Source organism: Pseudomonas sp. LS1212 (genome assembly GCF_024741815.1).
Taxonomy (GTDB): domain Bacteria; phylum Pseudomonadota; class Gammaproteobacteria; order Pseudomonadales; family Pseudomonadaceae; genus Aquipseudomonas.
In genome coordinates this window covers 2,166,823-2,189,745 of record NZ_CP102951.1, presented here as the reverse complement: position 1 = coordinate 2,189,745, position 22,923 = coordinate 2,166,823, and the positions used below count along the sequence as shown (strand labels likewise).

At 61.0% G+C, this 22,923-nt stretch carries 22 protein-coding genes, 1 pseudogene and 2 riboswitches; of the genes and pseudogenes, 15 read left to right on the top strand and 8 right to left on the bottom strand.

The window, feature by feature from the left end; translation table 11 throughout:
* Positions 1-179: 179 nt before the first annotated feature.
* The 10 genes and pseudogenes from NVV94_RS26845 to NVV94_RS10215 form a co-directional block, all read left to right on the top strand.
* Positions 180-908, top strand: a pseudogene (locus NVV94_RS26845) (cache domain-containing protein); the annotation flags it as partial.
* Between the two features lie 117 nt (positions 909-1,025).
* Positions 1,026-1,814 carry a methyl-accepting chemotaxis protein gene (locus tag NVV94_RS26840; protein ID WP_408733491.1) on the top strand — a complete coding sequence of 263 codons (789 nt, stop codon included), beginning with the start codon at positions 1,026-1,028 and terminating at the stop codon, positions 1,812-1,814.
* A 78-nt stretch (positions 1,815-1,892) separates the two neighbouring features.
* Positions 1,893-2,456 (top strand): nicotinamide riboside transporter PnuC, encoded by a 564-nt coding sequence (pnuC, locus tag NVV94_RS10250; RefSeq protein ID WP_258447053.1) that lies wholly within the window; start codon positions 1,893-1,895, stop codon positions 2,454-2,456.
* Positions 2,453-2,980, top strand: coding sequence for an AAA family ATPase (locus NVV94_RS10245; RefSeq protein ID WP_258447052.1), 528 nt, complete (start codon positions 2,453-2,455; stop codon positions 2,978-2,980). Before pnuC ends, NVV94_RS10245 begins: the two co-directional genes overlap by 4 nt.
* Positions 2,981-3,308: 328 nt before the next feature.
* Positions 3,309-3,746: a hypothetical protein gene (locus NVV94_RS10240; RefSeq protein ID WP_258447051.1), complete on the top strand. Its 438-nt coding sequence runs from the start codon at positions 3,309-3,311 to the stop codon at positions 3,744-3,746.
* A gap of 1 nt (position 3,747) precedes the next feature.
* Positions 3,748-4,326: an adhesin gene (locus NVV94_RS10235; protein WP_258447050.1), complete on the top strand. Its 579-nt coding sequence runs from the start codon at positions 3,748-3,750 to the stop codon at positions 4,324-4,326.
* Between the two features lie 54 nt (positions 4,327-4,380).
* A complete protein-coding gene (locus tag NVV94_RS10230; protein WP_258447049.1) occupies positions 4,381-5,334 on the top strand; it encodes a heme utilization protein in 954 nt (317 codons plus the stop codon).
* Between the two features lie 62 nt (positions 5,335-5,396).
* Positions 5,397-6,077, top strand: a complete 681-nt coding sequence (locus tag NVV94_RS10225; RefSeq protein ID WP_258447048.1) for a C39 family peptidase — start codon at positions 5,397-5,399, stop codon at positions 6,075-6,077.
* Between the two features lie 33 nt (positions 6,078-6,110).
* Positions 6,111-6,860, top strand: coding sequence for a hypothetical protein (locus NVV94_RS10220; RefSeq protein ID WP_258447047.1), 750 nt, complete (start codon positions 6,111-6,113; stop codon positions 6,858-6,860).
* 45 nt (positions 6,861-6,905) lie between these two features.
* Positions 6,906-8,189, top strand: a complete 1,284-nt coding sequence (locus tag NVV94_RS10215) for a hypothetical protein (protein WP_258447046.1) — start codon at positions 6,906-6,908, stop codon at positions 8,187-8,189.
* A gap of 211 nt (positions 8,190-8,400) precedes the next feature.
* Here NVV94_RS10215 and NVV94_RS10210 read toward each other — a convergent pair whose 3' ends face one another.
* From NVV94_RS10210 to NVV94_RS10200, 3 genes are read right to left on the bottom strand one after another with little or no spacing between them, the layout of a single operon-like run.
* A complete protein-coding gene (locus NVV94_RS10210) occupies positions 8,401-9,303 on the bottom strand; it encodes a transporter substrate-binding domain-containing protein (RefSeq protein ID WP_258447045.1) in 903 nt (300 codons plus the stop codon).
* A gap of 24 nt (positions 9,304-9,327) precedes the next feature.
* Positions 9,328-9,678 (bottom strand): RidA family protein, encoded by a 351-nt coding sequence (locus tag NVV94_RS10205; RefSeq protein WP_258447044.1) that lies wholly within the window; start codon positions 9,676-9,678, stop codon positions 9,328-9,330.
* A 28-nt stretch (positions 9,679-9,706) separates the two neighbouring features.
* Positions 9,707-10,948 carry a D-amino acid dehydrogenase gene (locus NVV94_RS10200; protein WP_258447043.1) on the bottom strand — a complete coding sequence of 414 codons (1,242 nt, stop codon included), beginning with the start codon at positions 10,946-10,948 and terminating at the stop codon, positions 9,707-9,709.
* A 107-nt stretch (positions 10,949-11,055) separates the two neighbouring features.
* Between NVV94_RS10200 and NVV94_RS10195 the strand changes: the two genes are divergently transcribed.
* Positions 11,056-11,970 carry a LysR family transcriptional regulator gene (locus NVV94_RS10195; protein WP_258447042.1) on the top strand — a complete coding sequence of 305 codons (915 nt, stop codon included), beginning with the start codon at positions 11,056-11,058 and terminating at the stop codon, positions 11,968-11,970.
* Positions 11,971-12,035: 65 nt separating this feature from the next.
* On the opposite strand, the gene NVV94_RS10190 is transcribed toward NVV94_RS10195, so the two are convergent.
* Positions 12,036-13,361, bottom strand: a complete 1,326-nt coding sequence (locus NVV94_RS10190; protein WP_258447041.1) for a sigma-54 dependent transcriptional regulator — start codon at positions 13,359-13,361, stop codon at positions 12,036-12,038.
* A gap of 326 nt (positions 13,362-13,687) precedes the next feature.
* On the opposite strand from NVV94_RS10190, the gene NVV94_RS10185 reads away from it, so the two are divergent.
* On the top strand, positions 13,688-13,954 hold the full coding sequence (locus NVV94_RS10185) for a hypothetical protein (RefSeq protein WP_258447040.1): 267 nt from the start codon (positions 13,688-13,690) through the stop codon (positions 13,952-13,954).
* Between the two features lie 170 nt (positions 13,955-14,124).
* Here the strand turns inward: NVV94_RS10185 and NVV94_RS10180 are convergent, their stop codons facing one another.
* From NVV94_RS10180 to cobW, 4 genes are read right to left on the bottom strand one after another with little or no spacing between them, the layout of a single operon-like run.
* Positions 14,125-14,883, bottom strand: a complete 759-nt coding sequence (locus NVV94_RS10180) for a vWA domain-containing protein (RefSeq protein ID WP_408733461.1) — start codon at positions 14,881-14,883, stop codon at positions 14,125-14,127.
* A complete protein-coding gene (locus NVV94_RS10175; protein ID WP_258447039.1) occupies positions 14,808-15,809 on the bottom strand; it encodes an ATP-binding protein in 1,002 nt (333 codons plus the stop codon). Before NVV94_RS10175 ends, NVV94_RS10180 begins: the two co-directional genes overlap by 76 nt.
* A gap of 9 nt (positions 15,810-15,818) precedes the next feature.
* Positions 15,819-19,589 (bottom strand): cobaltochelatase subunit CobN, encoded by a 3,771-nt coding sequence (cobN, locus tag NVV94_RS10170; protein WP_258447038.1) that lies wholly within the window; start codon positions 19,587-19,589, stop codon positions 15,819-15,821.
* A 3-nt stretch (positions 19,590-19,592) separates the two neighbouring features.
* The gene (gene cobW, locus NVV94_RS10165) at positions 19,593-20,657 is read right to left on the bottom strand and encodes a cobalamin biosynthesis protein CobW (protein WP_309304286.1); all 1,065 of its coding nucleotides are present in this window, start codon (positions 20,655-20,657) and stop codon (positions 19,593-19,595) included.
* A gap of 92 nt (positions 20,658-20,749) precedes the next feature.
* Positions 20,750-20,954: riboswitch (cobalamin riboswitch) on the bottom strand.
* Between the two features lie 258 nt (positions 20,955-21,212).
* A riboswitch (cobalamin riboswitch) is annotated at positions 21,213-21,439 on the top strand.
* 94 nt (positions 21,440-21,533) lie between these two features.
* Here cobW and NVV94_RS10160 point away from each other — a divergent pair.
* From NVV94_RS10160 to NVV94_RS10150, 3 genes are read left to right on the top strand one after another with little or no spacing between them, the layout of a single operon-like run.
* A complete protein-coding gene (locus tag NVV94_RS10160) occupies positions 21,534-21,719 on the top strand; it encodes a CbtB-domain containing protein (RefSeq protein WP_258447036.1) in 186 nt (61 codons plus the stop codon).
* An 11-nt stretch (positions 21,720-21,730) separates the two neighbouring features.
* Positions 21,731-22,423: a CbtA family protein gene (locus tag NVV94_RS10155; protein WP_258447035.1), complete on the top strand. Its 693-nt coding sequence runs from the start codon at positions 21,731-21,733 to the stop codon at positions 22,421-22,423.
* On the top strand, positions 22,423-22,848 hold the full coding sequence (locus tag NVV94_RS10150) for a cobalamin biosynthesis protein (protein WP_258447034.1): 426 nt from the start codon (positions 22,423-22,425) through the stop codon (positions 22,846-22,848). Before NVV94_RS10155 ends, NVV94_RS10150 begins: the two co-directional genes overlap by 1 nt.
* Positions 22,849-22,923: the final 75 nt, after the last annotated feature.

Sequence of the window (22,923 nt, the reverse complement as noted above, 5' to 3'; positions counted from 1 at the left end):
AAACAAGACCAAGGTAGTATTCAGGTTTATTCATTTGCGCCGAAATCCTATCAGACCCGCGCGCTAAACGCTGCCCGTCGACCGCATCCGGCAACATGAAATTCCTGACAGCCTGGTTGGCCTGATAAAGGCATCGCCTGGATGTACGTGACAATAATAAGAAATGAGGTGACTGATTCATGAATAGCTTGCGCAATATATCTATTAGCCGCCGCTTGTGGCTTATCCTGATTGTCGCGGTATTGATGCTGTTTGCGCTCGGGCTGCTGATGCTCAAGCAGATTCACACCGATCTGTATCAGGCCAAGGCCGAAAAAACCCGTCATGTGGTGCAGACCGCCAAAGGCGTCCTGGACTACTACCACGGGCTGGAGACCGCCGGCACGGTGGATCGCGCAGCCGCCCAGAAGCAGGCGTTGAACGTGATTCGCGGCCTGCGCTATGACCAGAACGACTACTTCTGGATCAATGACCTCAAGCCGGTGATGGTCATGCATCCGACCAATCCCAAGCTCGACGGCCAGGACCTCTCCACCATCAAGGACCCGGATGGCTTTGCCCTGTTCAATGAAATGGCTGCCATCGCTCGCGCCAAGGGGGCCGGCACCGTGGACTACCGCTGGCCCAAGCCCGGTGCCAGTACGCCGGTGCAAAAGACCTCGTACGTGCAACTGTTCGAGCCGTGGGGCTGGGTGATCGGCTCCGGCGTTTACATCGATGACATGCAGGCCGAGTTCTATAGGCAAATCCGTGATGCCAGCTTTATGGGCCTTGGCATTACCGTGCTCATGGCCCTGCTGGTGGTGCTCATCGCCCGCAGTATCGTTCGCCCCCTGCAGGACGCGGTCAACGCCATGGCCGACATTGCCAGCGGCGAAAGCGACCTGACCCGCAGCCTGGATACTCACGGCCGGGACGAAATCACCCGATTGGCCCAGCACTTCAACACCTTCACCGCCAAACTCCACCACGTGGTGACGCAGTTGCTCGACTCGGCCAGCGCCCTGGGCCTGTCATCCAGCCAGATGGGCAGCAATGCCAGCCAGGCCCAGGAACGCAGCCAACAGCAATCGCAACAAATGGAACGGGTGGCAACCGCGGTCAATGAGGTGACCTCCGGGGTCCAGGATGTGGCCAAGAACGCCGAGCACGCGGCCAGCGAAATGCGTGACGCCCAGGCACAGGCCCAGCAAGGCCAGGTCAATATCCAGAGCAGCCTGCGCCAGATCGATGAATTGTCCGGCACCATCGACCAGGCGGTCGACGTGATCCAGAACCTGGCAACCCAGAGCACGCAGATCGGCAGCGTGCTGGAAGTCATTCGCTCGATCGCCGAGCAAACCAACCTGCTGGCGCTCAATGCCGCCATCGAGGCCGCCAGGGCCGGTGAACAAGGCCGGGGTTTTGCCGTGGTCGCCGACGAAGTGCGGATGCTCGCCCAACGCACCCAGCAGTCCACTGCACAAATCCAGACGATGATCGAACACCTGCAGAGCCAATCCGAGGCGGCAGTCAAGGTCATCGCCGACAGCAGTCGCGCCTCGCGCCTGACGGTCGAGCAAGCCAGCCAGGCCGGTGAAAGCCTGACGGCCATCGGTAACGCCCTGCAGAACCTCAACGCGCTGAATGCTTCCATTGCCAGCGCCACCCTGCAGCAGGCCCATGTGGTCGAAGACATCAACCAGAACGTGACCCAGGCAGCCGGCCTGTCCCAGAGTACGGCCCTGGCGGCGGAGCAATCGAGCAATGCCAGCCTGCAACTCAAGGTGTTAAGCGAGCAACTGAACCAGTTGCTGCGTCAGTTCCGCGTCTAACGTTGCGTTTTGACCCGTGGCAGCGGGGCTGTCACGGGTTACAATCGCAGCCCTTATTGACGCTGCCAAGGAATGCCGATGTCCGGCCTTGAATTGTTCGCCGCTGCACTCGGCGTCATCGCTGTATGGCTCACGGTCAAACAGAACCCCTGGTGCTGGCCGATCGGTCTGGTAATGGTGTTGCTCTACAGCTGGATCTTCTTCGAGGTCAAGCTGTACTCGGACATGCTCCTGCAACTGGTCTATGCCGTGTTGCAATTGTATGGCTGGTGGCAATGGACCCGCGCAGGCGCCGCCCATCACGGTCGTCAGGTCAGTTATCTGCCTGGCCAGCCGTTGTTGCTCGGCCTTGGCGTGGGCCTGGTGGCCAGCCTGGCCCTGGGCGCAGCCATGGCCCACTGGACCGATGCAGACCAACCCTGGCTCGATGCCGCCCTCACCGCCTTCAGCCTGGTGGCACAACTGTGGATGGCGCAAAAGCGCGTGCAATGCTGGCCATTGTGGATCGTGCTGGACACCCTCTTCGTCGGGCTGTTCCTCTACAAGGGGCTCTACCTGACTGCCGCCCTCTACGCCCTGTTTACCGTGCTGGCCGTGCAAGGCTGGCGTGAATGGCGCAACGACCCGGTGTTGCAGCCATGAAAGTGCTGGTTCTGACCGGGCCCGAATCCAGCGGCAAAAGCTGGCTGGGGGCCGAAATCCAGGCCCGTTATGGCGGCGTGTTGGTGGGGGAGTATGTCCGGCACTTTATTGACAGCGTGGCGAGAAACACCTGCTACGATGATATTTCCGTGATTGCACTTGGCCAACTACAGTGGGAGGACGAAGCGCGTGCCAAACAACCGTCGCTATTGATTCTCGATACCCATTTGCTGAGCAACATGCTCTGGAGCCGCACGCTGTTCGGAAACTGCCCGGCCTGGATAGAGGGCGCCCTGCTCGCCCGGCACTATGATTTGCATCTGCTGCTAAGCCCCGAAGAAGTCAATTGGCGCGACGATGGCCAGCGCTGCCAGCCCGACCTGGCCGAACGCCAGGCGTTTTTCCAGGAGAGCCGCACCTGGCTCGACCTGCACCAGCAGCCTTGCCAGGTCCTTCGTGGCGACTGGGCACAGCGTCAACGCGAGGCATTTGAAGCCGTGAATCGGTTGCTGGGCATCTGCTGATTGTTGGACCCAACCCGGGCAATCCGTCCACTCCTGTAACACTCACCTCCCCGCAAACCCGCCAAATAAAAGGGCTCATACCCGTCTCCGGGTAAAGTGTTAATTGACTGATACAGCCAATCAACACGGGCCATGATGAGCAATGCCGCCGGGATGAACAGCGCCATGAGCCGTCTTCTGTCTCATCGGCGTTACAACCAATTTCTGACCGCCCCGACAAAAAAACCAACCCACTGTTTTCAATGGAAAAACAAAAAGCGGCACACCTCCTGCTCTCTTCCTCGCAAACGCCGAAAAGGCCCAGCGCCCTGAAGAAGGAATTGCCGTCGTGGGGAATCTTGATAAAGGCATTGTTCGCCTCCTGCTGATCGTATGTGCAATCGGTTCATCAATAAGCCTGCCAGTCCAGGCTGCCGGTGAAGGCGTTATCGTGATCAAGCGGGAAGTACAACCGCGCATCGCCACTCGGCCAACGATGGCTCCTGATCCCAAACCCGTCGCTACCAACACCGACTATTCCAAACAAGTCATCAGCAGCACCGAACTCAGCGATGGTGACTTCGCCGGCGTCAGCAGTGGCTCAACCGTTACCCGCGTGCTCTCCCCTGATGGTGGCGCCATGCGCGCCCTGACCGGTAGTCAAGCACAGCTGCCAGGCATGGCGAGCGGCCGCACCGGGGCCAGTACCAATGGCATCTCCAACACCATCAACCGATCCGTTGATCGCGGCATGGGCGCCCTGCAAATCCTGAGCAGAGATCGTTGAGATGAAACGCACCCTTCTGGTTCTGTCCATGCTTTACAGCGCTTGCGCCTTGGCCGCCTCTGGCCCCCAGGCGATCAACAACGCAACGATCGATGCATCCGGCCAGCAATACCTCGGCAACCTCACAGTCAACCAGGCCGCGGGTGATCAGCAGCAGCAAGTCAATAGCCGGGCCATCGCCATCGGTACCGAGGCCAGCGCCTCCAACAGAATTCGCCAGCATTCGTGGACGGTGGTCGACCCTACCCTGGACGCCACGTCTTCGATTCAAGGCAATGCTTTCACGAACGGCAACGGCGCACTCGGCGTCAACCAGTCTTCCGGCGCCAGCAACCAGCAAGCCAACGCACTGCGAATAAGCATCAGCGCCAAACCGCAAAGCATCGACGACAGCGTCCTCGATCAACAGAACGTGGCGCTGCTCATAAGCTCCGAGGCAACTGATCAAAACCCAGGCAGCCGCCAGGTCGTTACCAGCGACCAGGCCTTCACCGGCAGCAGTGGGGTGATCCAGTTGAATCAGAGCGCCGGGGTGGGAAACCAAATGGCCAACACCCTGAGCGTACGGGTCGTGGATTGACCCAAAAGGTAAGAACAACACTTAACTACCTAAAATGAAGCACGGAGAAACACCATGAAACCTACAATGGCTTTAAAGCCTTTGGTATTCGCACTCGCCGCGGTCATGGCTGTTGCTGTACAGGCCGACGATCATAATGATCGCCACAATAAACACCACCATAAACATCACTTGCTCAAGCTCTTTATCAACGCAGGCGCCACTGCCAAGGTGACCGACGAACAGAACAGCGACTACAACTTTGTGCTCAACCAGGGCACCAGAAACACCGCCAAAGTCAGCAACTCGGCCAGTGACAGCAACGGCAACATGGGCTTGAACGCCGCCGCCGGCGCCCTCAACCAACAAGATAACGCCTCAGCCATCGCTGTCGCAGACGAACGCTTCATCTTCGGCAGCGCCAAAGCCACCTCATATGTGAATCAATACAGCAACGACAACAAATCGGTCAATCACTCCACCCGGAACAGGGCGACGCTGGAAGACTCGGGTAATTACAGTAGCGGCAACATCGGCATGAACGTCGCAGCGGGCGACTTCAACCAACAGAAAAACAACATGGCCATCGCCGTTTCGGGAGGCCGTGTCGCTACAGCAACCTCGGATGCCGATCAATACAGCGGCGGCAACCGGGTGATCAACAAAGCCGATCGCGACTTTAAAGTAGTAACCCTGCGCTCACGCTTCCATGCCGAAGGTACCTACAAAGGCAAAGGTTCGGGTTTTGTGATCGACGACGATAAGAAGCACGACGGCTGGGGGCACAAAAAGGACAAAGACCCGCTCTATTTCACAGAAAGTGGCACTTTCGAGCTGAGTGGCGTAGCCAGCAAGGAAGTCCTGGTCAAAACTGGATGGATCAACCCAGTGGTCAACAGAGCTACGCTGAGCGGTTCGCTCAACGGTGCGTCGGGTAACGTCGGCGCCAACGTGGCGGCGGGTGCGGGTAACCAACAAAGCAACTCGCTGTCCATCGCTTCGGGCTGCAACGCCTGCACCGGGTTGTAAGTTTGAAGTCCCTGAGGACCCCTTCGGGGGTCCTTTTTTCATCAATACAAGGCGTATCGATCATGCGTATTGTCGCCCTCTGTTTTCTGCTTTGCCTGGCTGGCCTGGTCGAGGCCGCACAAATGCCACTCGCCGTCCTGCCGGGCGGAAACGTCATTTACAAGCCCCTCCAAAGCATGCGCGAGCGCAAATTCGCCGATCTGGTCCAACAGAAAACCGATTTCAGCTGTGGTGCTGCCTCCCTGGCGACGATACTGCGCCAAGCCTATTGGCTGGACGTGGATGAAGCGCACATCATCGAGGGCATGCTGGCCAACTCGGACCCTGACCTTGTTCGCGTACAAGGTTTTTCAATGCTCGACATGAAGCGTTATGTGGAAAGCATCGGCATGCGTGCCCGTGGTTATCGCATACCGGCCGAAAGCCTGGAAAGCATCAGCATTCCAGTGGTGGTCCTGATGGACATTCGCGGCTACAAGCACTTCGTGGTTCTGCAACGTGCTCAGAATGGCTGGGTTTACATAGGTGATCCGGTGCTGGGCCATAAACGCTACAAGTTCGACGACTTTGTCAAAGGCTGGAACGGCATCGTCTTCGCAGTCATAGGCCAGGGCTACGACAAGACCAACGCCTTGCTCGACCCTCCAGCCCCCTTGACTGCCAAGGATCGCATCAACAATTTCAGCCCGGTTCAAGACGCTGAGTTGATGGACTTCGGGTTCATCCAAAGCGATTTCTTCTGATGACAAGGGAGCATGAAGCTCCAGGAGCTCTCGATGAAAACTCCATACTGGCTGGTCGCAGCCTGCCTGGCAGCCAGCCTCCCTGTTCACGCGTCACCTTCATTCAAGCCTGTCGAAATCAAGGACCAGGAACTCGCGACCCTGCGCGGTCGCTACTTGATGCCAGGGCGAATCATCAGTTTCGGGGTCGTAATGACCAGCACCTGGCAAAACGCCCGGGGCGACATGATCGGCGCCACGACCTCGATGCAGATTCAACAATCGACGACCAGACCGCAGTTCTATGTCTCGATGATCAATAGAAGCGGCAATGGCTCATCCTCCTCCCAAGGCTCCGGTAGCGTTCTGGGCGGTTCCGGGCTCAACAACACTCAAGGCGTCACCCAGGTTGTCAGGGCCGCCGGTGACTACAACAGCGCTTATAACAACGTCGACATCAACATTAGAGAAGGCAGCGTAGCGCCTGACATGAACGTAGCCCAAGGCTCCGTGCCCCTGCCCAACGGCAGCACCATTTATGGCGCCAACGGTGCAGGCACACTGAGCATCAGCTCCACTGGCGGCGGAGTTCAACTGGGCATCCGGGCCAGTAACAACCAGGGCAACTCCATGCAACGTCTGGCCCAGGGCGGCCTGATGCAAACGTCGACCTTGCTTGGCGGCAGCAACGCGGTCAACAACTTCACCCAGCTCAATGTTGTCCTGCGTGACAACCTCCCGACGGCTGGGGCATTGGACTGTAATCTGGACCAGCTCAAAGGCCTTCGCACAGTGGGATATTGATCTACGCTCAGTCTCATCAATGCAGTCAGAAGGGACGCATAGCCCATGCACCGATCGTTTAAATTCAACGCAGTCGTTTGTTTGAGCACCATGCTACCGGCAACCCTGCTACAGGCAGCACCGGATCCACAGGTCGAAGCATTGATAGAGGAGCTATCGCTGTTACGTGAACGCTACGACGCGCAACAAAAAGCCCTGATGGTGCTTGAACAGCGCGTCCGTCAGGTCGAAGAAACACCGGCCACGCCTCCCCCCAAACGTTTGACCCGCTCACCGTCAACCGCGCCTGAGTCAGGACAGGCTGTTGCCGCAGGAGCCCCGGGGACTACAGGAGGCAGTTCCTACGGGCAAGCGCTCAAGGATGACGAGGAGCCGGCACAGAGCGTCTCTAACCTGTATGACGAAGCCAGCGGCTTCTTTGGCGGGGGCAGGTTCAGCTTCGAAACCGGTTTGACCTACACCCATTACGACACCCGCCAGTTGGTCCTCAATGGCTTCCTGGCGCTGGACTCGATCTTTCTCGGCACCATCGGCATCGACCGCATCAAGGCCGACAACTGGACCCTGGACCTGACTGGCCGCTACAACGTCGCCCAGCGCTGGCAATTCGATGTGAACGTGCCGGTGGTCTACCGCGAGTCGACGTATCAGTCGTCGGGCGCCGGTGGCTCCAGCACCACGTTGTCCGAAGAAACCGTTACCCGCGACCCGATGATTGGCGACGCCAACTTCGGTGTTGCCTACAAGTTCCTCGATGAATCGGCAAACTGGCCCGACGCAGTCTTCTCGCTACGGGTCAAGGCGCCCACCGGCGAAGAGCCTTACGGTATCAAGCTGGTCAGGTCCGACGAGAACGACAACCTGGCCGTGCCTGAAGAGTTGCCGACCGGCAACGGCGTCTGGGCGATATCCCCGGGCATCTCGCTGGTCAAGACGTTCGACCCTGCCGTGCTGTTCGGCAGCCTCACCTACACCCACAGCCTGACCGAATCGTTCGATGATATCAGCCCGCAGGAAGGCACCAAGCTCGGCGGCAAGGTCAAGATTGGCGACACTTATCAGATCGGCGCGGGCATCGCTTTTGCGCTGAACGAGAAAATGAGTATGTCGTTCTCGGCTTCCGACGTGATCTCGCGCAAGAGCAAGATCAAACCAGACGGTGGCGACTGGCAGTCGGTCAGCAGCAGCGACTACAACGCCGCGTACTTCAACATCGGCATGACCGTGGCGGCAACCGACAACCTGACGATCGTGCCCAACCTCGCCATCGGCCTGACCGAGGACGCACCGGACTTCACCTTCAGCCTGAAATTCCCCTACTACTTCTAGGCAATACCTTCGAGTAATTTGTTAAGTTATATCAAGGAACCCCCAATTTATGGGGGTTTTCTTTTTTATGTGGAAAGAATTGGCGGCCGCGAAAACTGAGTGCAACACCTCACCCTCCGGTAAGGTGTTGCACTCAGCTTTCGCGGCCGCCGATCTTATTTCTGAGACAGCACACTAGTGACGCGGAGCATGGGAACGATCTGAGTTGAAGCTACTGCACCGGATCACTCACCGGTTTGGCGATGATGGCTTTGAGTTCGCTGGTCATCGGAAATTCCAGGTTCAGCCCTTTAGGCGGGATCGGCTGTTCGAACCAGCGCTGGTAGATGCTGTTGATTTCACCCGAGCTATAGAGATCCGCCAAGGCTCCATTCACCAGAGCGAGAAACTGCTGATCGTCCTTGCGCACCATGCAGCTGTAGATTTCCCGCGATTGCTCTTCCCCCACCACCACCCACTTGTGCGGATCACGGGCCTTGGCGCGCTCGCCGTAAAGCAGCGCATCGTCCATGTAAAACGCCGCCGCCCGACCCGACTGCAACATATGGAAGGCTTCGCCGTGATCCTTGGCGCTGATCACGAACATGTCGATCTTGTGGTCGACATTGTAGCTCTTGAGAAAGCGCTCGTTGGTGGTGCCAGCGGTGGTCACCACGTTCTTGCCACGCAGGTCGGCGAAGCTCTTGATACCGCTGTCGCTGGCCGTGAGTAACTGGCCTTTGACGTAAATGAAACCATAAGAAAACGCCACTTGCTTCTGCCGCTCGGCCGTCACCCCGGTCGAGCCGCACTCTAGATCGACAGTGCCGTTCTGCACCAGCGGGATACGGGTCTGCGAGGTCACCAGGTTGTACTTCACCTTAAGCTCCGGCAGCGCGAGTTTCTGCTCAATACGCTCGACGATCTTGCTCGCCAGGTCCACCGAATACCCCATGGGCTGGCCCGACTGATCACCCACGTAGGAGAACGGTACCGACGCATCGCGATAGCCCAGGGTGATACTGTTGGCCTTGGCGATCTTGCTCAGGGTACCGGTCAGTGGCGCCTCGTTTGCCTGGACTTGAGTCCCGAGCAGCAGGCCCAGAGTACAGCCAATCAACGTGATTTTTTGCATTGTTATTCTCCGTCGTGGGGGGGGTTAGCGGCGAGCAGCGATAACGGTGATTTCCACCAACACCTGCGGGCGTGCCAATTCGGCCTGCAAGGTGGTGCGACTCGGTGCCTGACCCGGTGACAACCAGGTCGACCAGACGTCATTCATCGCCGCAAAATCCTGCACGATGTTCTTCAGGTAAATGGTCGCACTCAGCAGATGGTCCTTGTCGCTGCCAGCCTCGGCCAGCAACGTGTCGATCTTCTCCAGCACCTCGCGGGTCTGCCCGGTGGCATCAAGGCTGTCGCCCGGTACCTGGCCGGAAAGAAACACCAGGTCGCCAAAGGTCACGGCTCCGGACAAACGAGGGTTGCTGTTGATACGCACAATGCTCATGGGACTTTCCTTTTGATGGAATGAGAAGTCAGGCCGCGCGGGGCTTGAAACCCTGCAGGTCGATTGAGGGATTGCGTTGGCCGATCAGCTCGCTGAGTACCCGAGCACTGCCACAGGCCAGGGTGAACCCCAGCGCGCCATGGCCGACATTGAGCCACAGATTGCGATAAGCCGTGGCGCCCAACAACGGCACGCCGCTGGGAGTGGCCGGGCGCATACCGGCCCACTCGATGGCCTCGTCGTAAGCACAGGCATTCGGAAAAGTGTCGCGAGCCTGGCGCTTGATCAGTGCCAGGCGCTTGGGGTCCAGCGCCGGGTCGAAGCCAATGATGTCGACCATCGCCGCCACCCGCAACTGCTCGCCGATCCGCGCGTAGACGATCTTGCGGTCGTAGTCGGTGATGCTCAGGTCCGGCGCACGATGTTCGGCACCGATCGGCACGGTCAGGCTATAACCTTTAAGCGGATACAGCGGCAGGTGCACACCGGGCAGTGCCAGCAACGGACTGCGATAGCCGGCGGCGATGACCAGTTGTTCGACGGGCAGCACCTCGCCTCCCAACTCGATAGCACTCACTGCGCCGTTGGCATGACGAATCCCGGTTACCGCCCGCCCCAGCCGAAACTCGCAGCGCCCCGAGGCCTTCAACCGGCTCGTCAGTTGTTGACAGAAGGCGTGGCAGTCGCCGACTTCTTCGTCCGGGGTATAAATCGCCCCAACAAACGCTGCATCGGCCAGTGCTGGCTCAAGGCGCGCGCATTGCGCTTGCGATAACACCTCTTGTTGCTGTGGATCGGTGAGGCTGTTGCGGGCATGTTCAAAGCTCGCGACCTGGCGAAAGGTCACCAGTTTGCCGTTGCGCCTCCAGTTGAAGCCGCCCAGCGAGTCCTCTTCGCGCCAACTTTGCAGAGTCGCTTGACTCAACAGCGCCAGGCGCAGCAAATGGGCCGCGTTCTGGCGATTCACCGAGGTCCGGCAAACACCAAGGAAGGACGCCATCCAGCGCCATTGCGCCGGGTCGAAACGCGGTCGCAGCTTCAGCGGTGAGTCGCCGCGCAGCATCCAGCCGATGGCCTGTAACGGCACGCCGGCATCCGCCAGCGGTGCGACGTAGCGATAGGACAATTGGCCTCCGTTGGCAAAACTGGTTTCGCTGCCCAGCGAGTCACGGGCCTCGACTACCGTCACCTCAACGCCATCGCGAACCAGCGCGTAAGCCGTTGTCAGACCAATGACGCCGCCGCCGATGATGCACACTCGCTGATCCATGTCAGTCCTTAGCCGTTGTTGAGACGAGCCTGAGGTTAAAGCCAGGTGACAGGCGCCGAACAATGAATAAAGATGCCTGACCCATAAACAAAGGTTATGGACTAGCCATGCGCCTTCGACACATCGAGATTTTCCAGGCCATCCGCCAGACCGGCTCGGTTAGCGGTGCTGCGCAATTGCTGCACGTTTCGCAGCCGGCGGTGACCAAGGTTTTGCAGCACGCCGAGCAACAGTTGGGCTTCCCGCTGTTTTCGCGGGTGCGGGGTAAATTGCAGGCCACACCGGAAGCGCTGGAACTGGAGCGCGAGGTCGACAAGGTCACCGAAAGCCTGCAAGGGGTGCGACGCCTGGCCCAGAGCCTGCGCCGCGAGCCGGGTCACAGTCTGCGGATCGGCGCGACACCGGCGCTGGCCCTGGCGCTGCTGCCGCCGGCGATCAACGAGTGGATCCGGCGTTACCCGGACATCGTCTGCGAGCTGTCCAGCGCCCACAGCCGCGAACTGGTGCAGAACCTGCTGATGCGCGAAATCGATGTCGCCCTGACGCTGCAACAACCCGATCATCCGGGGCTCAAGGCTCAGGCATTGGCTAGCGGAGTGCTGGTGGCGCTGGCGCCGACCGGTTACTGGCCTGAGGCAGACCAAGGCAAGCCGCTGCCACTGATGGACTTGGCCGATGCGTCGTTGATTGGTTTATCCAGCACCGACCCGTTGTCCGCCCGGCTCGACAGCTACCTGAAAGCTGTCGAGCCACCGCCACGAATCAGCATCGCCGTGCAGACCTATTCATTGGCGCGGGCCATGGTCGAATCCGGCGCCGGGCTGGCGGTCATCGACCCGTTCACCGCCCTTGGTGCCTCACCGATTGCTACGACCATTCGGCCGTTGGCGCCGCCGTTGCCGATCACCTTGTACGCGGTGACCCGCGCCGATGAACCGCCGCCCCACACCCTGACCGATTTGCTGACGATCTTCAGCACCCGTGCGCAGGAGCAGCTGGATCGGTTGGTGGATCGGGGTTGATTGCAGCGCCAGCAAAAAGATCGCAGTGATCCATTCGCTGCGGGCTTTCTTGTTTCGCCGGTGTATCAGCGAATCTGATGCTTGTGCAGCAACCGGTAGAACGTCGGACGCGAAACTCCCAGCACCCTCGCCGCGATGCTCAGGTTGTCACTGTGACGGTTGAGCACGTCACACAGCGCCTGGCGCTCGGCGCGATGCTTGTAGTCTTCGAGGGTGCCTATGGTAGGCGCGAATGTTTGCTGGCTGATCAAGCCCAGATCCTGGGCCTCGATCTGACGACCTTCGGCCAGCACCAGCCCGCGCCGGACCCGATTGGCCAGCTCGCGAACATTGCCCGGCCAGTCGTGCTTGCCCATCGCAATCAAGGCATATTCACTGAAGCTGCGCGGCCGCCGGCCGGTTTCCAGGCTATAGAAATGGGCGAAGTGGTTGGCCAGCATCGACAGATCGCCATGGCGCTCGCGCAGCGGCGCGGTCACCACCTGTAGAACGTTGAGCCGGTAATACAAGTCTTCGCGAAAACGCCCGCTGGTGATGGCCGCCTCCAGATCCACATGGGTTGCCGCCAGCACGCGTACGTCCACTGGAGTCGGCTGGCTGCCGCCGACTCGCTCAATATGCTTTTCCTGAAGAAAACGCAGGAGATTGGCTTGCAGCTCCAGCGGCAAGTCACCGATTTCATCCAGGAACAACGTGCCGCCATGGGCCGCCTCGATACGACCCACCTTGCGCTGGTGCGCGCCGGTAAAAGCGCCCTTCTCGTGCCCGAACAGCTCGGACTGGATCAGATGCTCGGGGATCGCCCCGCAATTGATGGCCACGAAGGGCTTGGCATGCCGTTGCGATTGCCGATGCAGTGTACGTGCGACCAACTCTTTGCCGGTACCGCTTTCGCCGCGGATCAACACCGGCGATTCGGTCGGCGCCAATTTGCTCAGCAGCTTGCGCAATTCGCGAATCGGCCGACTGTCTCCCAGCAGTTCATGTTCGGCGTCATCGACATGGATCGATCCCTTGCCGCGCAAGCGCGCCATGCCGAACGCACGCCCCAGGGTGACTTGCACCCGGGATACATCGAAAGGCAGGGTATGGAAATCAAAAAACCATTCGCAGACGAAGTCGCCGGCGTTCTGCACGCGCAGCACTTCCTGATTCAGCACGGCAATCCATTCGGTACCGCTGCGGCTGATCATGTCCTTGACCGCTTCGGGCCGCTGTAGGTGAAAAAGCTGCAAACGCAGCAACCCCACATCACACGGATGCTCGGGGGCAGACTCCAACGCACAGCTGTCGACATCCCAGCCTACGGTGCGCAAACCTGGCAAGAGGCGATGGCAGTCGTCACACGGATCGACGATTAACAGGCGACGGGTGGGTGCTATATCAAGCATGACCGTTCCTTGGCGCCAATTATTGGAAAAGTTATTAGAAACAGTACGTTGGCGAGCCTGTTTGTAACAGTAGCAACGAACCCAAAGCGCCCCGCTACCGTTGGTCTGCAAGTGCAGGACAATACCGGGGGTAGCCAGGAATTTTCCGGCTAATTCAACGTCTGAGGCAGGGTAGGAAGTGGAAGGCATGAAGAAAAAATCACTATTTTTTTCTGTCATGTGTGACTCGACACGGTACTTGAGACATCAGTACAAGTAAGCAACCGAACAGCAGTTTTACTGCAACGGTTAAAAAACATGTTTGGGCCCATAGAGAGACCTACCCCATGAACGCCCCGCTCCGTGTCAACGAAGCACTTTTGATTGCCACCCACGCCTTCGAACCTTGCCAGTGCATCGCCTGGGAATCGCTCAATGGCACAGGTGATCTGAGCCTGGCCGTGATCGACCGGACCAACGACAAAATAAGTGGCAAGCAGGTCCCCAGCAGCACCTATTCCGATCCGGCCCAACTCGCCGATCTGATTGAAGAAGTTCGCACCGAACTGCGCCAGAAAGGTTATGACTTGCAAGCCTGGAAGATGCCGGAATAGTTTCTGACGACACTTTTGCGGCGCCACCAAGTGCGCCGCCAAAATCGTTAGCAAGCGAACTTACAATCAAAGCTGAAACTCTAGCAGTATGCCATCGACTGGCGACTGCCTATTCTTCTTTATATTGGCGTTACTCTTTAGTCGTCAAGTTGCACCGGTATTAACCAAGTCTACAGGCTGCGCAGCGCATCTATATGCAGGTAATCGGCCTGAAGCTGCCTGGCAAGTTGTTGCGCGCGTCCTAGCCGGATCGCCCCTCTTTCGATATCGACCAGCACACTCGGACAGCCGAGCGGTGCCAGTGTCGGCCATTCCTTGATCCGCCCATCGGTCAACACCAGACAACGCTGTTGCTCCTGGCCATGCCGCCGCTGCCGCTGTTCCAACCAGTGATTGGCCTGTGCAAGTGCCGCCAGCAATGGCGTTCCGCCACCCGCACCGAGCCCATCGAGCCATGGCTGCAATGCCCTTGAGGCTTTCAGGCCATGTCGTTGCCAGCACGGCTCGGTACCGCTGGCCGTGAGCAAGGCCAGCCGTGCACGACTGCGATAGGCCTGGTCGAAAATCTGCGCCAGCAAGCCCTTGGCCTGGCTCAAGGCCTGGTGACGGAGAGTCGACGCCGAGGCATCGACAATAATCAGCCACAGTTCATGGGGTGAGCTTTTGCGCATTTGCCACATGAGATCGCTGCGTTGACGCGGGCGCCCCTTGAGCAATGTCGCCAGCCAATGTACCGAATGTACCGAATGTACCGAGCCCTCTCGGCCGACCCGCACACGTCCGCGCACACCTTGATCGATTCGACCGGCCCGGGGTCTGGCATCCGCCCCCCGGGCGGAACGGGGGCGGATGCTCAGGGCTTTTTTGGCCAGCTCGGCACTTCCCGCCGGGCTCCGGCGACCACCGGTTGCGCTGGCATCTCGCCCCACTGTCCTTGCGCCGATGACGGCGCCTGGGCCTGGCCGCCCTGTGGCTGTTGCTCGGCAGGTGGTGGTGTGGCGGCACCGTTGCGACGACGATGGCGCAAGGCGAATTCCGCCACCGCGTCGATGTCCTCCTCGGTGATGGCACTGGCACCACGCCAGGCCGCATGAGCCCTGGACGCGCGCAGCCAGACCAGATCCGCGCGCAACCCGTCGACGCCGGCAGCGAAGCAGCGCGCCGTGATTTGCGCCAGGGCCTGATCGTCCAGCGCGATACCCGGCAGGTTCTCCCGCGCCTGCTGGCAACGCTGGCGCAGCGCTTCCTGGGCCGGTGCCCACTGGGCGCAGAACGCTTGCGGGTCGCTGTCGAAGTCGAGCCGACGACGAATGATCTGACCCCGCGCAGCCGGCTCCGGCTGACCACTCAGAACGACGTTGAGGCCAAAACGGTCGAGCAACTGCGGACGCAACTCACCCTCTTCCGGGTTCATGGTGCCAATCAGCACGAAGCGGGCACTGTGCCGGTGGGAAATGCCGTCGCGTTCGATGCGGTTGGTACCGCTGGCTGCCACATCCAGCAACAAGTCGACCAGATGGTCCGCCAGAAGATTGACTTCATCGACATACAGCACGCCGCCATCGGCCCGGGCCAGGACGCCCGGGGAAAACTGTGCGCGGCCCTGGCCGAGCGCCGCGTCCAGATCCAGCGTTCCCACCAGGCGCTCTTCGGTGGCGCCCAGTGGCAACGTGACGAACTGCCCGCTGGCCAACAAATCGGCCAGGCCGCGAGCCAGCGTGCTCTTGGCCATGCCCCGTGGCCCTTCGATCAGCACACCACCGATTTTCGGGTCGATGGCGGTCAGGCACAGGGCCAGCTTTAGCTCGTCGGCACCGACCACGGCGGACAAGGGAAAATGTGCGATGTCATTCATGGCGATTCGTCAGGCCTCTTCTTCACTGTCCAGCAACAGATTCTCCAGGGCCTGGCGATAATCGCCCGGCTCACTCCAGAGACCTCGCTGCTGGGCTTCGAGCAATCGTTCGGTAATGTCGCGCAGCGCGTGCGGGTTGTGCTGTTCGATGAACGCGCGGGTATCGGCATCCAGTACATAGGCATCGGCCAGCAGCGCGTAATGATGGTCGTCGATCAGGTGCGTGGTGGCATCGAAGGCGAACAGGTTATCGACGGTGGCCGCGAGCTCGAAGGCACCTTTATAGCCGTGGCGCTTGATACCGTCGATCCACTTCGGATTGACCGCCCGCGAGCGCACCACCCGATTGAGTTCTTCCTTGAGGGTACGGATACGCGGCACATCCGGCTGGCTGTGATCGCCGTGATAACTGGCCGCAGGTTGGCCGCCCAGGCTTTCCACCGCCGCGAGCATGCCGCCCTGGAACTGATAATAGTCATTGGAATCGAGCAGATCATGCTCGCGATTGTCCTGGTTCTGCACCACCGCTTGCACCTGGCTCAGGCGCTGGGCGAAGCGCTCGCGCGCCGGTGTGCCCTGGTCGGTGGCGCCATAGGCGTAACCGCCCCAGTTCAGGTAGACCTGGGCCAAATCCTCGCGGCTCTGCCACAAACGCCCGTCGATGGCATTTTGCACGCCGGCACCGTAGGCGCCAGGCTTGGCGCCGAAAATCCGCCAGCCCGCCTGGCGCTCGGCATCCTGTTCGCTCATGCCGCTGGCCAGCAGCTGTTCGCGCTCGCTGCGCACACGTGCGGCCAGCGGGTTCAGATCATCCGGCTCGTCGAGTGCGGCGACGGCTTGCACCGCAGCATCGAACAGGCGGATAAGGTTGGCAAAGGCATCCCTGAAAAATCCGGAAACGCGCAGCGTGACATCCACCCGCGGGCGGTCGAGCAGGCTCACCGGCAGGATTTCGAAGTCGTCGACGCGCTGGCTGCCGGTGGCCCAGACCGGACGCACGCCCATCAGGGCCATGGCCTGGGCGATGTCGTCGCCGCCGGTGCGCATGGTCGCCGTGCCCCACACTGACAGGCCCAGCTGACGCAAGTGATCGCCATGGTCCTGCAGATGGCGCTCCAGAATGAGATTGGCCGAAGCAAAACCGATACGCCAGGCGGTGGCGGTCGGCAAGTTGCGCACATCCACCGAATAGAAGTTGCGCCCGGTGGGCAGCACATCCAGCCGGCCCCGGCTGGGCGCCCCGCTGGGGCCGGCCGGGATGAAACGCCCCGCCAATGCATCGAGCAGGCCTTGCATTTCGGCCGGGCCACAGGCATCCAGGCGCGGCGCGACGGTTTCACGCAAGCCGTCGAGAATCGAGCGGACATCGGCCCAATCCTCGGTTTGCGGCAAGTCGGTTGCATCGTCCAGCGTTTGCTCGATCAATCGCGCTGCATATTTTTCCAGCCGTTCACGGGCGTCTCCGGCCGTGCGCCAGCTATCACTGGCCAAAGCCTGCAAAACCTGTGGTCGCGCGCCCTCCCAAGCTTGCCCCAGGTCACAATCGAGCGGATCGAAGCCTAATGAGAAGGCCTTGCCCAACGCCCGGAGCAAACTCGACTGGGCGCCCCGGCCATCGCCACGGGGTATGCGCAGCAGCGCGAGCAATGTATCGATACGCAGCCGGCCGCTTGGCGATTCGCCGAATACATGCAAGCCGTCGCGTATCTGCGATTCCTTCAGGTCGCACAAATAAGTGTCCAGCCGTGGTAGCCAGATGGCCACGTCGGCTTCGCTGCCCTGTCCTTCCTCGAGCTGCAGTTCGCGGTCGATATGCGCTTCGCGAACCAGCTTGAGGATGTCGCGCTGCAGCTCTCGGGCCCTGCGCGGGTCAAGCAGTTGCGCCTCGTAATATTCGTCGGCGAGCAACTCCAGGTCGCGCAGGGGGCCATAGGTTTCGGCACGGGTCAGCGGCGGCATCAGGTGGTCGATGATGACCGCCTGGGTACGTCGCTTGGCCTGAGCACCCTCGCCCGGATCGTTGACGATGAACGGATAGATGTTGGGCAGAGGCCCCAGCAAGGCGTCCGGCCAACAGTGTTCGGACAGACCGACGCCCTTGCCCGGCAACCATTCGAGGTTGCCATGCTTGCCGACATGCACCACCGCATCCACGGCAAAGCTGTGTCGCAGCCAGAAATGGAAGGCCAGGTAGCCATGGGGCGGAACCAGGTCCGGGTCGTGATAGACCGCGCTGGGGTCGACCTGATAACCCCGCGCCGGCTGGATACCGACAAAGGTCAGGCCAAAGCGCAGGCCGGCGACCATCATGCGGCCGTTGCGGAACATCGGGTCGGCCTGGGGCTCACCCCAGCGCTGGCGCACCGCCGCCTGATTGGCCAGTGGCAGCCGGGCGAATGCGGCCAGGTAGTCGTCCAGCGCCATGCTCTGGGCACAAGGGCGCTGGTCGAGACTGTCCAGATCATTGCTGACGCCACCCAGTAGCGCCTGGATCAGCGCGGTACCGTTGTCGGGCAGCCGGGAAACCGGATAACCCTGCTGCTGCAGGGCGCGCAGGATATTCAGCGCCGCTGCGGGGGTATCCAGGCCGACACCATTGCCGATCCGACCGTCGCGGGTCGGGTAATTGGCCAGTACCAGCGCCACGCGTTTCTGTGCATTGGGCAGACGGCCCAGCTCGCTCCAGCGGCGTGCCAGCTCGGCGACGAAGTCCATGCGCTCCAGGTGCGGGCGATAGCAGACCACATCCGACTGGCTGCGCTCGCTGCGCCAGGCCAGGTCCTTGAAACTGATCGGGCGGCTGATGATGCGGCCGTCAAGTTCCGGCAAGGCGATGTGCATGGCCAGGTCACGCGGGCCGAGGCCCTGCTCGCTGGCCTCCCAGCCGGGCTGGTTGTCCTGGGCGCAGATGGCCTGGATCACCGGGATATTGCGGCGAAACGGCCGCAGGTGCGGTGCTTCCGGGCTGGACTGGGCGAAGCCTGTGGTATTGAGAATGACCTCGGCACCGACCTCATCCAGCCAGTCCTCGGCCAGCGCCAGGCAGCCGGCTTCCTTCAGGCTGGCGACCGCGATCGGCAACGGGTTGAGCCCGGCCAACTGCAGGCGCTCGCAGAATGCATCGACGAATGCGGTATTGGCCGCCTGCAAGTGCGAGCGATAGAACAATAGAGGTACAACGGCCTGGTCGACCTGCCAGTCGGCGCGCCAGTCCTGCAACTGCGCCTGGGCGTTGCGCGGGTGATAGATCGCCGTGCGCGGCAGGGCCTGCGGCTCCTCCCAGGCGTAGTCACGGCCCAGCCAGCGGTTGGCCATGCAGTGATACAGATTGAGGGCATTGGCTTTGCCGCCCTGACGCAGAAAATGCCAAAGGCGCTCGGCTTCGGCGGCTGCGACGGTGCTCAGGCTGCTGAGTTCCGGGTCCGGGCGGTCGTCACCCGGCACCAGAATCAATTGCACGCCTCGGTCCGCCAATCCGACCAGCTGCTCGACGCCGTAGCGCCAATAGCCAATGCCGCCGTGCAATGAAATCAGAATGACCTTGGCATGACGCAGCACCTGGTCGACATAGAGGTCGACCGAGGCGTGGTTTTGCACCTGCATGGGGTTGGCCAGGCGCAGGCTGGGAAAGTCGTCCGGCAACTGCTGGGCAGTTTCGGCCAGCAGCGCCAGGTGGGAATCACCGCTGCAGAGAATGACCAGCTCGGCCGGTGTCTGGCCGAGGTCGGCAATACTGTCATCCGGCACGAAGCCGCCGGGTTGGGTCCGCAGCAGGTGCATGGCTTAGACGTTCAACGCGGCGTGCAGTTGGCTCTCGAGCAGCGCGGCATCGAGTTCCTGACCGATGAGCACCAGATGCGTGGCACGGTTTTCTTCGGCGCGCCAGGCGCGGTCATAGTGCTTGTCGAAGCGTGTGCCGACCCCCTGGATCAGCAAGCGCATGGGTTTGCCGGGAATCGCGGCGAAACCCTTGACCCGCAGGATGCCGTGTTGCACCACCAGTTGGGTCAGGGCATCGAGCAGCAGGCTCTCATCTGCTTGCGGCAATTGGATGGAGATGGAGTCGAAGGCATCGTGGTCATGATCGTCGTGATCATCGCCGTCATGGTGGTCGTGGTGTGTACGACGAGCATCGATATGCGCCTCCGACTCGGCTCCCAGACCCAGCAGGACCTCCAGCGGCAGGCGACCGCTGCTGGCTTCGATCACTTTGACCGCCGGCGGCAGTTCTTCAGCCACTTCGCGGCGCACGGCGGCGAGCAATTGGGCGTCGATCAGGTCCGCCTTGTTGAGGATGACCAGGTCTGCGCTGGCCAATTGGTCGGCGAAGAGTTCGTGCAGGGGCGATTCGTGGTCCAGGTTCGGATCGAGCTTGCGCTGGGCATCCACTTGATCCGGGAAGGCGGCGAAAGTGCCAGCAGCGACGGCTGGGCTATCGACCACGGTAATGACCGCATCGACGGTGCAGGCGCTGCGGATTTCCGGCCACTGAAAGGCTTGGACCAGAGGCTTTGGCAGCGCCAGGCCCGAGGTTTCGATAAGGATATGATCGAGGTCACCGCGGCGCTCGACCAGCTCGCGCATCACGGGGAAGAATTCTTCCTGGACGGTGCAACACAGGCAGCCGTTGGCGAGTTCGAAGATCCGGCCGTTGGCTTCTTCTTCAGTGCAGCCGATGCTGCATTGCTTGAGGATCTCGCCGTCGATACCCAGCTCGCCGAATTCGTTGACGATGACGGCGATGCGTCGGCCCTGGGCGTTGTCGAGCATGTGTCGCAACAGGGTGGTTTTGCCCGAGCCGAGGAAGCCGGTGACGATGGTGACGGGAAGTTTGGCCAGTGTTTTCATTGGATGCCCTTGGCGGATGGCGGGCATGCAGGACGAGTACCTCGGTGCCAGGCACGAGGTCGCATTCGCCACCGGATCACCCCGCCCGGTTGTAGTGAGAATCTGTCCGAGGCAGGTCTCCTGGCTTGCTGTGTGCCGATCGCTTTCGATCGGCGAGCCCGACGCCTTCCCGCATCAGTGCAGTGGCATTGTCGGATCTTTCACGGCTTACAGTTGCGGGGGCAGCCGCGGCATTGGACCGCGTTCCCGTCTTAGCTCCGGCTTGAAGGCTGGAGAACCTCGAATGGGCAAGGCTACGCAGTGGTTGCGGGTTGGTCAATCGCATCTGTCGAGTTGATTGCGCGGCGGGGCTCCCTGTCCGGCGCACCTCGATCGGCGTAGCCGCTGCCGCCAGGCTGCGCTGGGGCCGCAAGGCCCCCTGGCAATCTCAAGATCCTGCGCCTGCTTCGCACGCGAGCGCAGCCTTCGGCAGCGGCTACAAAGGTGTGAACAGGCGCATACCCAAGCAACCAACACCCCACATGCCATTTGACGCCCCCCACCCACCCATGCTCTCCTACGCGGATTCGTTTGGGTGCCCTTCACAGGGTGAAACGGGAAACCGGTGCGTCAGGTGCTACTACACTACCTGGCAAGTCCGGCGCTGCCCCCGCAACGGTAAGCGAGAGAAGAATCAGATCCACTGTGCCAGCTGTCCGGCATGGGAAGGTGATTCTTGCAGGCTTGAGCAACACGCCAGCCCCTCGCAAGCCCGGAGACCGGCCCAGACCATACCTGACAAACCCGCGGTGGGCGGGCGCTGTTGATACCTCTGCGAGCTCGCGCGCAGGGGTTCTTCGCGCTTGGCCGCCTCGATCACCACAAGAGGGAAGCGCCATGCCCATCACTACCGCCAGCCACTCAGCCGTCGTCACGTCCACCCAGACCCAACGCCTGGTCGTCGCCATATGCGCCTCCGTGCTCGGCATCTGCCTGGTCTATTTCGCCGGTTTCTCGCACATCGAAGCCGTTCACAACGCCGCGCATGACACCCGTCACAGCGCCGCTTTCCCGTGCCATTGAGAACAGCCAACATGATCAAGCGCATTGCCCGGACTGCAGGCTTTACCGGCCTGCTCGCCGCCCTGCTGTTGACCCTGCTGCAAAGCTTCTGGGTCGTCCCGCTGATCCTGCAAGCGGAAACCTATGAAAATGCGGCCCCTGCCGTCGAAGCACACGAGCATGCCGACGGCGCTGCGGCCGGGCACAGCCACGATGCCGAAGCCTGGGCGCCGGAAGATGGCTGGCAGCGCCTACTTTCCACCACTGGCGGCAACCTGGTGGTCGCCGTCGGCTTCGCGCTGATGCTGGCCGCGCTGTATACCCTGCGTGCACCCGGCCGCACCTCCGAAGGCGTGCTGTGGGGGCTGGCCGGTTTCGCCGTGTTCTGCCTGGCGCCAAACCTGGGCTTGCCGCCGGAGCTGCCCGGCACTGCCGCTGCAGACCTGGCCCTGCGCCAAACCTGGTGGGTCGGGACTGCCGCTTCCACTGCCGTGGGCCTGGCGCTGATCGCGTTCGGCAAGAACTGGCTGCTCAAGGTCCTGGGCGCAGCGATTCTGGTGGTGCCGCATTTCATCGGCGCACCGCAGCCTGAAGTGCATGAAAGCCTGGCCCCCGAAGCGCTGGAATCGCAGTTCCAGATCGCATCCTTGCTGACCAATGCCGTGTTTTGGGTTGCACTGGGCCTGATCAGCGCCTGGCTGTTTCGTCGCAAAAGCCAGGCCTGATGAGCCTGGCCGGCCGTTCGCAGGTCCTGGTGGCCGGCTTCGGCTGCCAACGCGGTTGCTCGGCCAGCGAGCTGGGCGCCCTGCTTGACCGGACGTTGCTGCAATACCGGCTGCAGCGTTCGGCGCTGACCGGCCTTGCCAGCATCGACCTGAAATGTCAGGAGCCCGGGCTGCTGGCATTGGCCGAGCAACTCGGTTTGCCACTGGTGTTTTTCAGCTCGGCTGAACTGGCCCGCTTCGAGCCGCAACTCAACCATCGGTCTACCCTCGCCCATCGCCATACCGGTTGCTTCGGCATCGCCGAAAGCTGTGCGCTGGCGTTGGCCGAACAGCTGGGCGGCTGCTCAGCCGAACTGAAAGCACCGCGCTGCACATCTGCTCGCGCCACACTGGCATTGGCTGCTCCCCGGCAAAATATTCGATAATCTCCCTCTAGCACGCGTCGGCTACTTGAGTTTTTTTCAAGCAAAACGCGTTTCCAGGCTTTTTCAGGATTCTCC